This window comes from Pseudomonas sp. SIMBA_041, from assembly GCF_046535095.1.
GTDB classification, from domain to species: Bacteria; Pseudomonadota; Gammaproteobacteria; order Pseudomonadales; family Pseudomonadaceae; genus Aquipseudomonas; species Aquipseudomonas mucoides.
This window is the reverse complement of record NZ_JAWRXJ010000006.1, coordinates 225356-241354: the sequence shown is the minus strand read 5'-3', so window position 1 is coordinate 241354 and position 15999 is coordinate 225356. Positions and strand designations below refer to the sequence as shown.

The following is a 15999-nucleotide window of genomic DNA, read 5'->3' as shown; positions in this document are numbered from 1 at the left end:
TTGGAGTACGACTATGTTTTTGCGCAAATCTTTGCTGCGGATGGCGTGTTTGTTGGCGTTGAGTTCGCCGGTGTGGGCTGCCCCGGCGCAGTCCTACGACTTCGGCCAACCCGCTGCGGCGGCCAAGGCGACTCGCAGTGTAGAAGTGGTGATGGGCGACATGTCGTTCACCCCCAAGGCGATTGATATCAAGGCGGGTGAGACCATTCGTTTTGTGCTGGTGAATAAAGGCCAGTTGTTGCACGAATTCAACCTGGGGGACGCGGCGATGCATGCCAAACACCAGCAGGAAATGTTGCAGATGCAACAGAGTGGCATGCTGACGCCTAACGGCATGAAGGAAATGGACCACGGTGCGATGGCGGGCATGGATCATGGAATGATGAAACACGACGACCCGAACAGCGTCCTCGTCGAGCCGGGTAAAACCGCCGAGCTGACCTGGACCTTCACCAAGGCCAGCAGCCTGGAGTTTGCCTGCAACATCCCCGGCCATTATCAGGCGGGCATGGTCGGCAAGTTGACTGTCAGTCAGTAAGCACTCAATGGCGGGCGCAAAGGCTGGTAGAATCCGCTGATTCTTCAGTCAGGTTTCCGCCATGCATCCCGCAGCCGAACACTCGCCGCTGGGCAAATCCAGCGAATACATCGCCACTTACACGCCGTCCCTGCTGTTCCCGATCCCGCGTACCGCGAAATGGGCCGAGCTGGGTCTGACGGCTGAGACCCTGCCGTATAAAGGCGTGGATTTCTGGAACTGCTTCGAACTGTCGTGGCTGTTGTCGTCCGGCAAGCCAGTCGTGGCGATTGGCGAGTTCAGCATCCCGGCGGATTCGCCGAACATCATCGAATCGAAGTCGTTCAAGCTGTACCTGAACTCGCTGAACCAGACGCCGTTTGCCGATACGGCGAGCCTCGAAGCGACGCTGGCGAAAGACCTGTCGGCGGCTGCCGGCAAGCCGGTTGGCGTGCGCATTCGCAGTCTCAAGGACGTTGAAGCCGAAGGCGTGGTTGCGTTGCCGGGTGTGTGCATTGATGACCTGGACATCAGCGTCAGCAACTACGAACACCCGCGTCCGGAGCTGCTGCGTTGCGATGAGTCGCGCATCGTGGAGGAGAGCGTGCACAGCCATTTGCTCAAATCCAACTGCCCGGTCACCAGTCAGCCGGATTGGGGTAGCGTGGCGGTGGAATACCGTGGCGCGGCACTGGATCACGCGAGTTTGCTGGAGTACATCGTGAGCTTCCGTCAGCACTCGGACTTTCATGAGCAGTGCGTGGAGCGGATTTTCCTCGACTTGCAGCGGCTGCTGAAGCCGGAGAAATTGACGGTGTATGCGCGGTATGTGCGCCGTGGAGGGCTGGATATCAACCCCTATCGCAGCACCGAAACCGTTCAACTGCCGAACCATCGCCTGGTCCGTCAGTGAAGGTCTAATGTGGGATAGCATTGCCAATCCCGGATATTAAAAAGCCCCGCTATCGCTAGCGGGGCTTTTTTGTACCCGGCGGGTTCAGATCCCGATGTTGCCCAGGGTTTGCGCGATGTTGCGCAACGTGCCGGCAATAACAGGGTGTTCGAGTTCAAAGCGTTCGACGGCCAAGCTCACGCCGTCGGCGAGGCTGGTGTTTTGGGTTGAGCTTTCCAGTTTGATCTCCGCTTCAATCTGCGCCATCAACTCGTGCAGGTTTTTGCGCTCATCTTCGTTGAGCGGTGGATTCTTTTCCAATTGCTCGCGCAGAGTATTGAGTTGTTCTTGCAGTTCGCGGGCAGGCATGGCGTTCTTCCTTTTATCGATAGGCACTGGCATAGACCGCAGCCTCGCGCCAAAGGTCTATGGCTGACCTTTAGATTAATCCACTTGCGCGCAACCTGCATGATCTCGGTCAGGGCTTTTCGCCCTTGAGCCGGCGCAGGCTGATATCGGCCAGGCAGGTGTCGAGGTCGCCGAGATGATCGATCACCGAATGCACGCCCAGCCCGAATAGCTGCATCGTCGCCTTGCCGCGCAAGTGCTCGCGCTCCTTTTGGGTCAATGCGTGCCATTCGCTGGGTGCGAGGCCGCAGAGCGAGCCGCAGGACGCCAGGCCAATCGTCCACAACCCGGCATTCAGCCCCGATTGCAGCAACCGGGGTTCGCCACTGACCAGCACGCAGCCATCCAGGCGTTCGACGTTCAACGCCATCAGGGCTTGCCAGCAAGCGTTCGGCGCGGGCCATGGGTTGATTGTTGCGGAATGTTGCGACGAGGTGATCCAGGAGGGCAGGGTGACGGCCAAGGAATGACTGAGGGTGGGAGGTAGTTCATCGAGCCAGGCGCAGGGAATTTGCTGGCGCTGCAAACTGCGCAGGCTGTCCAGCGCGCCGGGAGTGGCCTCGGCGTGCTCGGCAGAGTAAGCCCCGTTCTGACGCGTCCGGGCGCCGAAATCCACCAGGCAACCACTGAGGCCGAACAGGACGGCGGTCAAGCTGGGTGCTGCAACGGGCAAGGTTTCGGCGTGCGGCATAGGAGCGTCCCTGAAATAGTGACAAGGCTATGCGGCGTCAGTGACAGTTGAGTGACATTGATGTGAAGCGCTCTCAATCGGAGCGATTCATCTGTAGGCGAATGAGCGCGAGGCTGCCTAAACTGGCTTTTCCGTCTTATACTTGCCAGCTTAATGCCCGGGCCAAGTGCCCGCGCCAGTAAAATCCAAGGAGTTTTTTTATGCGTTGGAGCAATCATCTCGCTCAGCTTTTTGTGTGTGCCAGCGTGTTGCTGGTTCCGTTTGGGGCTCAGGCTGCTTCAGAAGACGATCCTTGGGAAAGCATTAACCGTCCGATCTACAAGTTCAACGATGTGATCGACACGTATGCACTCAAGCCTGTGGCTCAGGGCTATGAGTTCATCACGCCGCAGTTTCTGGAAGACGGCATCCATAACATGTTTCGCAACGTCGGTGACGTCACCAACCTGGTGAACAACATTCTGCAGGCCAAACCGGCCGCGGCGGGCACCGACACTGCACGTATCATCTTTAACACCACGTTCGGCCTGCTGGGCTTCTTCGATGTCGGGACCAAGATGGGCCTGAATCGTAATGACGAAGACTTCGGTCAAACCCTTGGCTACTGGGGTGTCGGTAGCGGCCCGTATGTGATGCTGCCGCTGTTGGGCCCAAGCACCTTGCGTGATGCGCCTTCCAAGTATGTCGACAGCTACACCGGCCCGTACCCTTACATCAACGATGTGCCGGTGCGTAACTCGGTCTTCGGCCTGAACATCGTCGACACGCGTGCCAGCTTGCTGTCGAGCGAGAAGCTGATCACCGGCGACAAGTACATCTTCATCCGTAATGCGTACTTGCAGAACCGTGAATTCAAAGTCAAAGACGGCAAGGTTGAAGACGATTTTTAATCTCGACCGGTAAAACGAAGAAGGCGGCCCATGGGCCGCCTTCTTCGTTTTGGATCCGGCTTATTTCATCTTCAAGATTGTAAGCCCGAGTTTCTGACCTTCACCGTCCAAAGGCTTCACCCACACCACTTCGGTGTCGGCCTCAAGACCTTTTAAGGCGGCGTGATCGGAATCGATGCGCACGTTGAGCCGGTCGCCCACCTTGAACTCACGCTTCGCTTCAACCTGCATGCCACTGCTGGAAAGGTCGATGCAGACGGCTGGCACCTCATCACCTTCATGAATCAACGACACATCGGCATCGACTCGCATGCGGATGAAATCGCGCTTTTCGCTGTAGTCCCGACCGGTTTGACTCATGGGCTCGATCCTTCCATTGGGTTACGGATTTGTCCGTTCTTATAACTCCCGGTGATTTGACAAGTAAAGACGCCAAGCGACCATCGGCGTGAGCTTGAAACGCCTCTCGGATGGGAGTACCGTCTGCGCCTTAGAAGGGCACCTCTGGTGTACAGGTGAGTAGGGCAAACGCTCGAAAACGGTGCAATAGAGAGGCTAGAAAGCGAATCCAGTAGTGTGAGCCGGGCTAAAACCCGTGCCTGCTACGCCAACCTAATTCTGGCGCCGTTTGCCCACATGCCAAAAACCAGTGCCACGCTGCTGATAATCGATGATGACGAAGTAGTGCGCGCGAGTCTCGCGGCCTATTTGGAAGACAGTGGTTTCAGTGTCCTGCAGGCCAGCAATGGCCAACAGGGTCTTCAGGTATTCGAGCAAGACAAGCCCGACTTGGTCATCTGCGATCTGCGCATGCCGCAGATGGGCGGACTCGAACTCATTCGCCAGGTTACCGAACGGTCCCCGCAAACGCCGGTGATTGTGGTTTCGGGTGCCGGCGTGATGAACGACGCGGTCGAGGCACTGCGCCTTGGCGCCGCGGATTACCTGATCAAGCCTCTCGAAGATCTGGCAGTGCTCGAGCATTCTGTGCGCCGGGCCCTTGATCGTGCACGCCTGCTGCTGGAAAACCAGCGCTACCGCGAGAAGCTGGAAAAGGCCAACCGCGAGCTCGCCGCCAGCCTGAACCTGCTCCAGGAAGACCAGAACGCCGGTCGCCAGGTGCAGATGAACATGCTGCCGGTCAGCCCCTGGACCATCGACGAGTTTCAGTTTGCGCACCAGATCATCCCGTCGCTGTACCTCTCGGGTGATTTCGTTGACTACTTTCGGGTCGATGAGCGTAGGGTAGCCTTCTACCTGGCAGACGTTTCCGGGCATGGCGCCTCTTCAGCGTTCGTTACCGTGCTGCTGAAGTTCATGACCACGCGCTTGCTGTTCGAATCCAAGCGCAGCGGTACATTGCCGGAATTCAAGCCTTCAGAGGTCCTTGGTCATATCAACCGAGGCCTGATCAGTTGTAAGCTGGGTAAACACGTCACAATGGTCGGTGGAGTCATCGACGAGGAGACAGGTTTGTTGACCTATAGCATCGGTGGTCATTTGCCGTTGCCAGTGTTGTACACGCCAGACAGTGTTCGTTATCTGGAAGGGCGCGGTCTGCCGGTGGGGCTCTTTAATGAAGCCACCTACGAAGACCACGTGCTGGAGCTGCCGCCGACGTTCAGCCTGACGCTGATGTCTGATGGCATTCTGGACCTTTTGCCAGAAGCCACACTCAAAGAAAAAGAAGCGGCGTTGCCCCAACGGGTCAAGGCTGCGGGCGGCACCCTGGATGGGCTGCGGCAGGTTTTTGGATTGGCCACGCTGGGGGAGATGCCGGATGATATCGCCCTGTTGGTGTTGAGCAGGAATCTTTAATGAGTACCGGTAGAATCCAGTTCGCCGAGCAGGATGGCACCTTCGTCCTGAAATTCGTCGGTGAAGTTCGCCTGACCCTGTGTTCGGCGTTGGATGCGACTATTGATCGGATCTTCACCGCGTTGAATTTCAACGCGATCGTGATCGACCTGACCGAAACCCGCAGCATCGACAGCACCACCCTTGGCCTGTTGGCCAAATTGTCGATCCTGTCGCGGCAGAAAGTCGGCTTGCTGCCGACTGTCGTCACCACCCACGAAGACATCACCCGGCTGCTCGAATCCATGGGCTTCGAGCAGGTGTTCAACATTGTTGACCAGCCAGTGCCGTGCCCGGAATGCCTGGACGACCTGCCAGACCAGGATCAGTCCGAGGAAGTGGTGAGGATCAAGGTGCTTGAAGCCCACAAAATCCTCATGGGCCTCAATGATCACAATCGTGAAGCGTTCCATGACCTGGTGAACGCGCTGGAGCGTCACTGATCACTTAAGTAACTGGCACAAAAAAGGGCGAACCCATCAAGGTTCGCCCTTTTTGTATTGCGCTAACTCAAATCACAGCTTGGCTTGCAGCAGAGCTTCAAGCTTCTCCTGGTCGCGAGCAAACTGACGAATGCCCTCAGCCAGTTTCTCGGTCGCCATCGCGTCCTCGTTGGACAACCAACGGAACTGCGCTTCATTCAAGCTCAGGCGCGCCTCACCGGCATGCCCAGGCGCCAACTTGCGCTCCAGCTTGCCAGTGTCCGTCGCCAGCTTCTCCAGCAGGTCCGGGCTGATGGTCAGGCGATCACAACCGGCCAATTGCTCAATCTGGCTCAGGTTGCGGAAGCTCGCGCCCATCACCACCGTCTTGTAGTCATTGGCTTTGTAGTAGTTGTAGATGCGGGTCACCGACTGCACGCCCGGATCATCCGCGCCGGTGTAGTCGTTGCCGTTGGCTTTCTTGTACCAGTCGTAAATCCGGCCCACGAACGGCGAGATCAGGAACACGCCTGCATCGGCACACGCGGCTGCCTGAGCAAACGAGAACAACAGCGTCAGGTTGGTTTGAATGCCTTCTTTTTCCAGTGTCTCTGCCGCGCGAATGCCTTCCCAGGTGGAGGCAATTTTGATCAGCACGCGGTCACGGCCAATCCCGGCCTTGTCGTACAGCTCGATCAGACGGTGCGCGCGCTTCAATACGGCGTCAGTGTCGAACGACAGACGTGCATCCACTTCGGTGGAAATGCGGCCCGGGACAACCTTCAGAATCTCTTGCCCGACTGCAACGCCAAAACGGTCGCTGGCCAAACCCACATCGCCTTTGCAATCGTGAACGCAAGCGTTCAGCAATTCGGCGTAGGCAGGAATCGCTGCGGCTTTGAGCAACAGGGAAGGGTTAGTGGTGGCGTCCACCGGTTTAACGCGAGCAATAGCTTCGAAGTCGCCGGTATCGGCAACCACGGTGGTCATTTGTTTCAGTTGTTCCAGCTTGGAAGTCATGGGCGTGCTCTGTCCTGTGGGTCTAATGACATTACCCGAGCGCTGACAGCCACTCAAGGGCGCATGTACGTATCAATGGCCCCAGCGGCAACAACCTGAAAACGGCTGTTTGAATGGCGGGGCACCGTATCGGTTAATACGATGCCAAAACCGGGCACAGGTTCAAGGTAACTGACCGTTGACGCCTTATCTTGAGAGGGGCGCTGTTAAAAAGGGTCGGGCCCCGCCGTTATAAGATGTCAAATAGCGAGGCCCGGATGCCGTGTAACGTGCTGCTGATAAATGGATGTATCGGACGGGAAGATGACTTCACAGGGGAAGCAGGTGTCTGGAAATGTGGAGGCCTTCGATGACCTTATCCTGGGTTATGTCCTGAAGAAACTCACCGAAGTATTTGAAGAGTTGATGGCCGTTTCAAAAAATAACCACCCGGATAATTTGCAGGGTGTGGTTGAAATGGGCAGGGTTAAAGCCGCAAAAAATATTCCCGGTTGGCTGCAGCGAGTGAAACACAGCGTGCCGTCTCAGGTCACCCGCGTAATGATGGAGCAAATGAACGACGCGCAACAACGTCAGCAAGACCTGCGCATTGAAGCGCAAGTCGTATTGTTGGAAGTGCTGGTGGAAGCCTCTCTGGCGCTCGACCCGACGAGTGATTCCGAATGCACGAACAAGAGCCCCCATTAACCACGGAGGCTGTTTTTCGCTAGGGTGCCTTTAATAGCGTCTTGACGGCCGCTTCCGCTGGTTTTGAGTTGCCATCAGAAGACTTTAATCCAAAACTTCGTTCACGGTCATTGCTGCCTGAGTCGCTGTTTTTCCATTCGTAAAGAGAGGTCAGCGGTATGTTCAGCTGCTTGACGTCGGTAATGAACTTGGTGATGCGTGTGGCCTGTCCGGTAGTTCCTCCGATGGAACTGAGCGATGGCACTCCCCATTCGGTAATCACGCCGGGTACATGGAAACTGTCGAGAATAAATGCTTGAGCACTGCTGATCTCAGTGCCCGACATACCATAGGGATGATAGGAGACAGCACTCAGGCATTTCGGATACGCAGTCATGATTTTAGTCAGTGCAGCGGTCGACTTGGAGCCTGTGGTGGGCGCCCGTGCGAATCCAAACCCGATCAGCGGTGTTGAGTGATCGCGCTTTTGCAATCCGTTGCACACTGCGCTCATGAACGGCACAAAGGTTACTTCAAAATCCTGTGTGGGCCAGTATTTTGGCAAGTCCGGTTCATTCCATATTTCAATGGCCACAAGCTGCGTGCTGTATGTGTTTTCCAGGCCAATGACTGAGTTTGAGAATGCCGCGCCTGCGTTGGCGAGTTCATCGTCACCGCTTTTCGATTTGCCGGTTAACGCTTTGGTTGAGCGAACGGTCATCAATACTGGCAAGTTGGCAGATTTGGCGGCAGCGAAAGCTTCATTGATCTGATTCTGGTACGCCGGGCTGTTCAAGCTGTTGGTCCATACGCCAAAACGCACGAACCCGAAGCCAGAGTCCTTGATTTGCCGGGCATCGGTGGCAGAGAAGTTTTGAATCTTTACCTGAACGCCTATGGTCTTGTTGCCCTCTGCCAATGCGGGAAAAGCCTGGCTGGCGTTAGCGTGATTGAAGGCGCCGAGTAACAATAGTGTTGAGACGCTAATACATCGAAAACACGTTAAGGTCATGTCTGATTCCTGAGGGGGCGAGTAATACAGCCATATCATCAATTCTCTATTGCCGGTGCGCCATTGTTATTTTTAGTCGGAAAATAATGCGCAGATTGCTGTCGTTATTTTTGGTCCGGCTATTCTGGTTGGGCGTTTTTTATGTGTCGTGGTATTTAATATCCTTGTATTTCCATGATCGATCCATCTCTGAATGCGGGACCGATCTTATCGGTTCACTCATATCCCCGCTACACATTGGCCGATTCGACACTACACGGGAAGAGTAGCCTTGTTCAGAAAGATTCTTATCGTCTGCGTGGGCAATATTTGCCGAAGTCCAACAGCTGAAATGTTGCTGCGCAACGCGCTGGAGCCTTCGGATATCTCGGTAACCTCCGCGGGGCTGGACGCGCGGGTGGGCGAGTCTATGGAGCCCAACGCACTTTCCGTTCTCGAAGAAAAGGGTCGCGCTGCCCAAGGGTTTAAAGCGCGGCAAATTACGCCTGCGATTGTTAATGAATCAGACCTGATTCTGGTCATGGAAAAAGAGCATGTAAAAGGCGTGCTGAATATTGCCTCGCACGCGAGGGGTAAAGTGTTTCTTCTGGGCAAGTGGCAGAGTGAGCGCGAAATAAAGGACCCGTATCGTCAAGGAAAAGCTGCTTTTGTCCATGCTCATGCATTGATTGAAGATGCTGTTTGCTCATGGGCACAGCGCCTCGGACGTTGATGGATGATTTTCAGATTAGTATTAAAGGTAAAAGAATAGACCTTATGCAGTTACCGTCAGTAGTCAGCACCCGGGATAAAGAAGGAGACGAGATTGATCTTCTCGGCTTACTGGGCACATTGATTGATCATAAATGGTTAATAGGTGCCATCACCGGTGCATTCATGGTGACCGGCGCCGCCTATTCGATACTATCGCCACCTGTGTATCTGGCGAACGCGTTGGTACAGGTCGAACCGAAAAAGAACGACATGTTGGGGTTTTCGGATATCAGCAGCATGCTGGGTGGCCAATCCCCGGCGGCGACCGAAATCGGGATTATCAAATCTCGAGCGGTCATCGGTAAAACCGTCGATGATCTGCGCCTGGATATCGTGATAACGCCCAACACCTTCCCTGTCGTGGGCGGCTTTATCGCGCGACGATACAAGAGTACTCCGACGGAAAGTGTTTCGCCTGCGCGCTTCGGCATGAGCAGTTATGCCTGGGGGGGCGAGCGTCTTGATATCGGGAAGCTCAAGCTGCCTGATGAACTGTTGGGTAAAAAATTGACCCTGGTGGCTGAAGAGCAGAACCGCTTCAAGCTCTACGATGACAATGGCGGTTTGTTGGCCGCCGGCACGACAGGCAACGCAGTTGTAGACAATGGGGTCGAGGTGCTTGTCGCGCGCATGGCCGCGAATCCGGGCACTAAATTCGAAGTCGTTCGCAATCCACGGATTGTCACCATTCAGAATTACCAGGACGCTCTCGATGTCTCCGAGCAAGGTAAAGAGTCGGGCATTATAAGCCTGGCCCTTGCCAGCACCGACTACACCCTGGCGGTGAAGATCCTCAACAAGATCTCGACACTTTATGTACAGCAGAATGTGCAACGCACCTCTGCCGAGGCGGCCCAGAGCCTGGACTTCCTGCAGGCGCAACTGCCTCAAGTCAAAGAGGATCTGGTCAAAGCCAGCAACGCGCTGAACAGCTATCAAACCCGCGGCAATACGGTAAATATCTCACTTGAAACCAAGTCTGTTCTGGAACAGATGGTGGTGCTGGATACGCGCATCTCCGATCTGAAGCTCCAGCAAGCGGACCTGGATCGAAAGTTCACCCGAGAGCACCCGGCCTACCGCGCCTTGATGGCTCAAATCGCGGATTTGAACAAGCAGCGCCATGGTTTGGAGAAGAAGGTTCAGGATCTTCCGGCCACGCAGCAGGAACTGTTGAACCTCACTCGTGATGTGGAAGTGGCGACTCAGATTTATACCCAGTTGCTGAATAAATCCCAGGAGCTGGACATCATCAGGGCAGGGGCGGTTGGCAATGCGCGATTGATCGATACCGCCGACGTCGATACCACAACTCCGGTCAAACCACGCAAAGCCCTGATCGTTCTCATTGCAACTTTCCTTGGCGGATTTGTCGGTGTTGCCTTGGTGTTGGTGCGTAAATCCCTGAGCCGAGGCCTCGAGGGCCCGGAAGCCATCGAGCAGCTTGGGTTACCTGTTTATGCCTCCATTCCATACAGCGATTTGCAGCGGGAAGAAGACAGCAAAAAAATTCGGCTGGGTGACGCCGTCAACAACCAGTCTTTTCTGTTGGCCCTGCGTAATCCCACTGACCTGTCGATCGAGTCGATACGCAGCCTGAGAACCTGTCTGCATTTTGCAGGGCTGGATGCGACCAACAACCGGATCATGATTTCCGGGCCGAGTCCGCAGGTGGGCAAAACGTTTGTGTCTTCGAACCTGGCGGCGGTTATTGCTCAAAGCGGGCAGCGGGTCGTACTGATCGATGCCGATATGCGCAAAGGTCATCTGCACAAGACCCTGGCAACGCCGATCACCAATGGTTTATCCGATCTATTAACCAAACGCTGCAGTATTGAGCAGGCGATCAATAGAATTGAAACGGACAACTTGCATTTTATTAGTCGCGGGCAGGTGCCGCCTAATCCATCAGAGCTGTTGATGCATGCCAACTTCAGAGAGCTCCTGGCAGAACTGAGTGAACTCTACGATGTGGTGATCATCGATACGCCACCGCTTCTGGCAGTGACAGATGCTGCCATCGTCGGACGTGAAGCCGCCATTAATCTGATTGTGACGCGCTTTGGTGTGAATCCTGCCAAAGAGATCGAATTGACAATACGTCGATTTACGCAAAACGGTATCGAGTTGAAGGGCGCCATTTTTAACGGCGTCGAGAAACGCGCGTCCAGCTATTACGGTAATGGCAGTTATGGCTATTACAACTATGAGTACGCCTCTGACAAGTCCTGATGCGAGTTCTATCTATCAGGTAATCGAGTTGAGAGTGGTTTAACGATCGTTAGCCACTTTCAACGCTGCTTGCCTGCGACTAAGTTCATGGAGATAGGTGGATTATGAAAAAAATACTGCACGTGGCGGAAACAATCAAAGGTGGTGTTGCGACGGTTATTCGTACGATATCGACTCCTCCTCAGGACCACGCACTGAAGTATGAACTGGTTTATCTGGTTCCGTTCGATCAGAAGAAAGAGCTGCACGGCATTGATGAGAAAAACATCAGGACCTTTTCCCGGAACAAGCGCGATGTCATGTCCCTGTTGCGATTTGCCTGGAAACTGGCTGGTGTTATTTTCAAGGAAAAACCGGACGTCGTGCACTTGCACAGCACGTTTTCCGGGGTGATCGGCCGGTGTGTCTGTCTGGTCATGCGCCCTTGGCGGTCCCCTAAAATTGTTTACTGCCCGCACGCATTTTCCTTCTTGATGGAGAGTTCTCCCGTCAAACAGAAAGTGTATTCACTGATTGAGCGGGTTTTGCAGAAAGTGACCGATGTCATTATTTGTGTCAGTCAGTATGAAATGGATAAAGCTGCATCGTTTGGTATTGATCGTCACCGCATGAAGCTGATCTACAACGGTATTCATTATAAAAGTGATGAGAGCAAAACCAGCGACAGTACGGACATTCATCTTCTGTTTGTCGGTCGACTGGACTACCAGAAAGGCTTCGATTTGTTGCTCAAGGCGTTCGCTGAGGTCGAGCGAACTGACTTGAGGCTCACTGTCGTTGGCAGTGCGGTCAACGAAGACACCGTCGAGTGCCCCGATATTGACGCCGTGGAATACCTGCCGTGGGTGACTCCCGCTGAAGTAAACGAGCTGTATAAAACGGCGGATGCCTTGATTGTGCCAAGTCGCTGGGAGGGCTTTGCCATGGTGCCTCTCGAAGGGATGGCCATGGGCGTGCCGGTGATTGCCAGTGACTGTACATCGCTTCCTGAACTGGTGACGGACAACATCACGGGTTACCTGTTCTCCGCCGGCGACTACCAGGCGCTTGCCCGCATTTTGCTGAATATCAAGAAGCAGAAGTTACTGGAACTTGGCACTGAAAGTCGCAAGAAAGTGCGCGAACAGTTCAGCGCGACGTTGATGATCCAGCAAACCTATGACGTGTATTCCGCTCAAACCTATTAAGTAGAAATCAAGATCATGAACGTAACTATTTTGCATGGCTACAGCGCGTCAAACTCGGGTGATGGACTGCTCGTGGATTTGGCAATCGCCATGGTGCTGCGCAACTTTGGCGCAGACACTTTAATTAACGTAGTTGCGTCCGACCCGCAGTCATTCAGTTATCTTCCGTATAAGCGGTATGACGCACCGGTTATGGCGGCGAAAGGGTTCGGAAGGGTGAAGGAGGCGGTTTTTCTCAACCAGTCTTACGCACCCCTTGCCGATCTCTTGAAAACCACTGATCTGATCGTCGGAGTCGGTGGCGGGTACATGCGCTCAAAAAGCGCTTTCGAACATATCAAGCTGAAACTGGGGCATGCCAAGCAACTTGAAACGGCGATCTTGAGCAAGGTGCCGTCGGTTTATCTTCCGCAAAGTATCGGCCCGTTCCATGGCGAGAGCAGTAAAATCGTAGAGCACTACACCAAGGCCGATGCCGTATTTGTCAGGGACAACAGGTCGTCGGCTATTTTCAAATCCAATGAAAACGTCTATCGGGCACCGGACCTGGCAGTTCAGGCGTTAGCGAAAAAGATCCTGGTGCAACCCAAGTTCACCCGCTGTGCACCATCTCCTGCTGTGGTCTGCGTTGTTTTACGCAAGCCGCCGGAATGGAGCAAAGAGAAGAAAGTTGCCTACGTCGCCAACCTGAAGCTTCTATTGCAGAGACTAAGGGCGAAAAGCAAAGTGGTCTGCGCTGTGCAAAGCGCTGTGCGTGGCAACGACGATGGTGCGTTTTACCGGGAGCTTGGCATTACCGAAGACCTGCTGCCCTTGAAGGCGACACTGGCGAAGTATCAGCCAGACCTGGTGATTTCCGTCCGGTTGCACGGGGCGATTGAGTCACTTCTCGCCGGCGTACCCGCTTTCCATATCAGTTATGAACGCAAAGGCTTCGGTGCGTATCAGGACATGGGCGTGGAAGACTGGGTGATCAATGGAGGCGACATCAATGTCGACACCATCATCGACACGGTCTACGCCCCCAACGCGCTCACCCGATTCGGCAAGAAACTCACGGACACCTGTAAAGAAATCGAAGCCAAAACGGTGCAGATGGACAATATCATCAAAGGGATTGTTCGATGATATTTCGGTTGTTGCTGCGGGGAGGTGCATTAGGCGCAAAGTTTTTGCTGGTGTTGGCCATCACTCATTATCTGGGTTATGACGCATTGGGCTTTTACGGCGTTGTGGTTGCTGCCTCTTTGATAGCCTCGAAATTTTACAGTGTCGGGTTCAGTTCTGAAATCAACCGGCTGATCAGTGTCGGGGGCAGTTCGCGGCTTGTCGTTGATAGGGTACTGGTCCTGTACCTGGCCGTTGGTTTGTTGTTGTCGGTGGTCACGGTCGCCCTGTACTCGCTCTTCAGCGATGTGCAGGCGAGTGCCGCGTTGATCGCTTGTGTCACGCTTCTGCTGCTCACCGAGCATCTTTCCTTCGAAATAAACTCGTTTGTTTTTTCGGCGCAAAAAGCCAACTGGGGCGCGGTACTGTTTTTTATAAAAACCGGGCTCTGGGCGCTACTTGCTGTTGCGGGATTGATGGCGGGCGTAGTGTCCAGCATCGCCAGTGTTCTTTGGCTTTGGGTGGTCACCAACCTGCTGGTCATCGTCGCGGGTTACTTGATTGTGGTGAACGTTCACAAGGGGCGGGAAGTCAGTGTCGTCACCACCGTTTCGGTCTGGCGAGCAGGGCTGCCCTTTTATCTGGGTGGTGGCCTGATCGCACTCAGTCAGTACGCCGAGCGTTTTCTTATTCTGGACATTGAACCGTACGCCAGTCTCGGCAAGTACGTGTATTCCTGGTCTGCGGCCAACACCTTGCAAGCGCTGTCCTACGCGGTTGTTGCCGTCGTCGGCATTCCGGTACTTGCCAAGCGCTACAAAAATAATCAACAGGCGCTGACAGTCCGGCAACTGTTCCTGAATCAATGGGTGTTGCGCTCCCTCATCGTTTCCGGCGCGGTGGCTGTGCTGATTTATGCCTTCTTCAATGTCCTGCTGGATTACGTGGACGTGGCAGTCCCGCGTCCGGATAACAGGATTTTATCCATTCTGATTTTCTCCTTTGCCCTTCGGTCCGTCGGCGACATCGTTTGGGGAGGCCTTATTGCGTCGAAGAACAGTCGGGTGTCGCTGGCCAGTGCGGCGATATGCCTGATGGTTTCACTGCCTGTCAGCTATGTACTCATTAAACATTATTCAATTTATGGCGCGGCGTGGGGGAATGTCTTCTCGATTACGGTGCAGTTGGTTGTTATCGCTTTGCTGACCAGGTTTGTCCGGGCGAAGGGGGCGTTGTAATGGCTTTGTCTCTGCCTTCCATAGAGTTTCGAGGGCGAAAACTCGACTCGTCGATCTCATTCCTGATTTTGTTCTGTGGCCTTTTTCTGTCCATTGCGATGCCGCTTTTGATGCACCGCGAACCAGGCCCGGATGCGATGACGTTGTGGTCGTCATACGTTCGTTCAGACAACTGCAACTTCTGGAATCCCTTCTCGCCAGACCGGTCTTCTTACGAATGCTCCGCTTACCTGCTACGTCCCACCGGCATAAACCTGACCAATGCATGGGCTTACGGGATGCTGTGCAATCTGTTTCTGACGTCGATCCCGATCTTTATCTTCAGAAGAATACCCATAACGATCTTCCTCACCTTGTGTTTGTGGGGCGTGGTCCGGTCGTTCTTCCTCGATAACCTGACCAAGGAAATCATTGTCTCGGTGGCGGTGATTGCCATTCTGGTTTTTTCATTTTCGAAGCGATACCGCGCAGGTTTTTTTCTGTCCGCGCTGTTTTACGGCGTGCTGATTCGGCCTTACTGGATCTTGTTTTCTCTGGTCTGGGTTGGCGTGTGCTTCATGAAAAAGCATGTGTCGCGTTTCAGCTTTTTCCTGATGTTGTTCGCGTTCTATCTGGCGATCGCAACGGCGATTCAGGTGTTGGTCGGCTATTCGGTTTCGTCCATTCGGGCCAGTAACAATGAACAGCGCACGTTGGGCGAGGAGGGCTCGAAGTCATTGATCGTGTCGTGGATCAACGGCGGTGATTTCGTATCGCAGGCAGTCGATTCGATGAGTATCTTTTTCAGGTTGTCGTTCCCGGTGGAGTTAATACTTTTATCGGGGCTGGGGCAGATCATCTTTGTCGTCCTGATGATGATGACCTCATTGCTGATGTTCAAAATGATGACGTCGAGTCACTACAAGGGCTCGCTCATCGAACCGAAAGTCAAAGAGCTTATTGCTATCCCACTGTCCTTTTTATTGGTGCAGGGGCTGTTCGAGCCAGACTTCGGCTCGTTTGCCCGACATTTCTCCATGGTAGTGCCGGTTCTGTTTCTGGGACTGGGGTTGCAGTTGCGCTCAAAAAAACCTGAGTCGGTTGATTCAAGCGTCTTGAACTGAGGTT

Annotated in this window: 17 protein-coding genes; 12 read left to right on the top strand and 5 right to left on the bottom strand. The window is 54.2% G+C overall.

The genetic code is table 11. From position 1 onward, the window contains the following. The first annotated feature begins 13 nt into the window (after positions 1–13). Together SB725_RS16665 and queF are read left to right on the top strand one after the other, a co-directional pair. Complete coding sequence (locus SB725_RS16665; RefSeq protein ID WP_410922272.1) at positions 14–538, top strand: plastocyanin/azurin family copper-binding protein; 525 nt, start codon at positions 14–16, stop codon at positions 536–538. A 61-nt stretch (positions 539–599) separates the two neighbouring features. After that, entirely contained in the window at positions 600–1430 is an 831-nt protein-coding gene (gene queF, locus SB725_RS16660; protein WP_410922270.1) for an NADPH-dependent 7-cyano-7-deazaguanine reductase QueF, read from the top strand. Positions 1431–1514: 84 nt separating this feature from the next. On the opposite strand, the gene SB725_RS16655 is transcribed toward queF, so the two are convergent. Both SB725_RS16655 and SB725_RS16650 read right to left on the bottom strand, forming a co-directional pair. Beyond that, positions 1515–1778, bottom strand: coding sequence for a DUF4404 family protein (locus SB725_RS16655; RefSeq protein ID WP_410922269.1), 264 nt, complete (start codon positions 1776–1778; stop codon positions 1515–1517). Positions 1779–1887: 109 nt separating this feature from the next. Beyond that, positions 1888–2508 carry a hypothetical protein gene (locus SB725_RS16650; protein WP_027921665.1) on the bottom strand — a complete coding sequence of 207 codons (621 nt, stop codon included), beginning with the start codon at positions 2506–2508 and terminating at the stop codon, positions 1888–1890. Positions 2509–2708: 200 nt separating this feature from the next. Here SB725_RS16650 and SB725_RS16645 point away from each other — a divergent pair, with 200 nt between their 5' ends. Beyond that, on the top strand, positions 2709–3398 hold the full coding sequence (locus SB725_RS16645; protein WP_027921664.1) for a VacJ family lipoprotein: 690 nt from the start codon (positions 2709–2711) through the stop codon (positions 3396–3398). Between the two features lie 60 nt (positions 3399–3458). Here SB725_RS16645 and SB725_RS16640 read toward each other — a convergent pair whose 3' ends face one another. Continuing rightward, positions 3459–3758, bottom strand: a complete 300-nt coding sequence (locus SB725_RS16640; protein ID WP_027921663.1) for a PilZ domain-containing protein — start codon at positions 3756–3758, stop codon at positions 3459–3461. A 276-nt stretch (positions 3759–4034) separates the two neighbouring features. Here SB725_RS16640 and rssB point away from each other — a divergent pair, with 276 nt between their 5' ends. Continuing rightward, positions 4035–5216 carry a two-component system response regulator RssB gene (rssB, locus tag SB725_RS16635; RefSeq protein WP_027921662.1) on the top strand — a complete coding sequence of 394 codons (1182 nt, stop codon included), beginning with the start codon at positions 4035–4037 and terminating at the stop codon, positions 5214–5216. Next, positions 5216–5698: an anti-sigma factor antagonist RssC gene (rssC, locus tag SB725_RS16630; RefSeq protein WP_007943680.1), complete on the top strand. Its 483-nt coding sequence runs from the start codon at positions 5216–5218 to the stop codon at positions 5696–5698. The genes rssB and rssC overlap by 1 nt, the downstream gene beginning before the upstream one ends. 72 nt (positions 5699–5770) lie before the next feature. Here rssC and tal read toward each other — a convergent pair whose 3' ends face one another. Continuing rightward, entirely contained in the window at positions 5771–6697 is a 927-nt protein-coding gene (tal, locus tag SB725_RS16625) for a transaldolase (RefSeq protein WP_059181295.1), read from the bottom strand. A gap of 282 nt (positions 6698–6979) precedes the next feature. Here tal and SB725_RS16620 point away from each other — a divergent pair, with 282 nt between their 5' ends. After that, the gene (locus SB725_RS16620) at positions 6980–7384 is read left to right on the top strand and encodes a hypothetical protein (RefSeq protein ID WP_228758657.1); all 405 of its coding nucleotides are present in this window, start codon (positions 6980–6982) and stop codon (positions 7382–7384) included. 19 nt (positions 7385–7403) lie between these two features. Here the strand turns inward: SB725_RS16620 and SB725_RS16615 are convergent, their stop codons facing one another. Beyond that, complete coding sequence (locus tag SB725_RS16615) at positions 7404–8375, bottom strand: glycosyl hydrolase family 5 (protein WP_059181294.1); 972 nt, start codon at positions 8373–8375, stop codon at positions 7404–7406. A 271-nt stretch (positions 8376–8646) separates the two neighbouring features. Here SB725_RS16615 and SB725_RS16610 point away from each other — a divergent pair, with 271 nt between their 5' ends. From SB725_RS16610 to SB725_RS16585, 6 genes are all read left to right on the top strand, one after another. Beyond that, entirely contained in the window at positions 8647–9087 is a 441-nt protein-coding gene (locus SB725_RS16610; protein ID WP_027921658.1) for a low molecular weight protein-tyrosine-phosphatase, read from the top strand. A 44-nt stretch (positions 9088–9131) separates the two neighbouring features. Next, a complete protein-coding gene (locus SB725_RS16605) occupies positions 9132–11360 on the top strand; it encodes a polysaccharide biosynthesis tyrosine autokinase (protein ID WP_059181293.1) in 2229 nt (742 codons plus the stop codon). 104 nt (positions 11361–11464) lie between these two features. Next, positions 11465–12547, top strand: a complete 1083-nt coding sequence (locus SB725_RS16600; RefSeq protein ID WP_027921656.1) for a glycosyltransferase — start codon at positions 11465–11467, stop codon at positions 12545–12547. 15 nt (positions 12548–12562) lie between these two features. Then, on the top strand, positions 12563–13675 hold the full coding sequence (locus SB725_RS16595) for a polysaccharide pyruvyl transferase family protein (protein ID WP_059181292.1): 1113 nt from the start codon (positions 12563–12565) through the stop codon (positions 13673–13675). Next, positions 13672–14892, top strand: a complete 1221-nt coding sequence (locus SB725_RS16590) for a polysaccharide biosynthesis C-terminal domain-containing protein (protein WP_410922267.1) — start codon at positions 13672–13674, stop codon at positions 14890–14892. Before SB725_RS16595 ends, SB725_RS16590 begins: the two co-directional genes overlap by 4 nt. Further along, a complete protein-coding gene (locus SB725_RS16585; protein WP_027921653.1) occupies positions 14892–15995 on the top strand; it encodes a hypothetical protein in 1104 nt (367 codons plus the stop codon). Before SB725_RS16590 ends, SB725_RS16585 begins: the two co-directional genes overlap by 1 nt. Positions 15996–15999: the final 4 nt, after the last annotated feature.

Coding starts and splice junctions, on each gene's coding strand:
- SB725_RS16665 (WP_410922272.1), top strand. CDS start 14: ATGTTTTTGCGCAAATCTTTGCTGCGGATGGCGTGTTTGTTGGCGTTG.
- queF (WP_410922270.1), top strand. CDS start 600: ATGCATCCCGCAGCCGAACACTCGCCGCTGGGCAAATCCAGCGAATAC.
- SB725_RS16655 (WP_410922269.1), bottom strand. CDS start 1,778: ATGCCTGCCCGCGAACTGCAAGAACAACTCAATACTCTGCGCGAGCAA.
- SB725_RS16650 (WP_027921665.1), bottom strand. CDS start 2,508: ATGCCGCACGCCGAAACCTTGCCCGTTGCAGCACCCAGCTTGACCGCC.
- SB725_RS16645 (WP_027921664.1), top strand. CDS start 2,709: ATGCGTTGGAGCAATCATCTCGCTCAGCTTTTTGTGTGTGCCAGCGTG.
- SB725_RS16640 (WP_027921663.1), bottom strand. CDS start 3,758: ATGAGTCAAACCGGTCGGGACTACAGCGAAAAGCGCGATTTCATCCGC.
- rssB (WP_027921662.1), top strand. CDS start 4,035: ATGCCAAAAACCAGTGCCACGCTGCTGATAATCGATGATGACGAAGTA.
- rssC (WP_007943680.1), top strand. CDS start 5,216: ATGAGTACCGGTAGAATCCAGTTCGCCGAGCAGGATGGCACCTTCGTC.
- tal (WP_059181295.1), bottom strand. CDS start 6,697: ATGACTTCCAAGCTGGAACAACTGAAACAAATGACCACCGTGGTTGCC.
- SB725_RS16620 (WP_228758657.1), top strand. CDS start 6,980: ATGGATGTATCGGACGGGAAGATGACTTCACAGGGGAAGCAGGTGTCT.
- SB725_RS16615 (WP_059181294.1), bottom strand. CDS start 8,375: ATGACCTTAACGTGTTTTCGATGTATTAGCGTCTCAACACTATTGTTA.
- SB725_RS16605 (WP_059181293.1), top strand. CDS start 9,132: ATGCAGTTACCGTCAGTAGTCAGCACCCGGGATAAAGAAGGAGACGAG.
- SB725_RS16600 (WP_027921656.1), top strand. CDS start 11,465: ATGAAAAAAATACTGCACGTGGCGGAAACAATCAAAGGTGGTGTTGCG.
- SB725_RS16595 (WP_059181292.1), top strand. CDS start 12,563: ATGAACGTAACTATTTTGCATGGCTACAGCGCGTCAAACTCGGGTGAT.
- SB725_RS16590 (WP_410922267.1), top strand. CDS start 13,672: ATGATATTTCGGTTGTTGCTGCGGGGAGGTGCATTAGGCGCAAAGTTT.
- SB725_RS16585 (WP_027921653.1), top strand. CDS start 14,892: ATGGCTTTGTCTCTGCCTTCCATAGAGTTTCGAGGGCGAAAACTCGAC.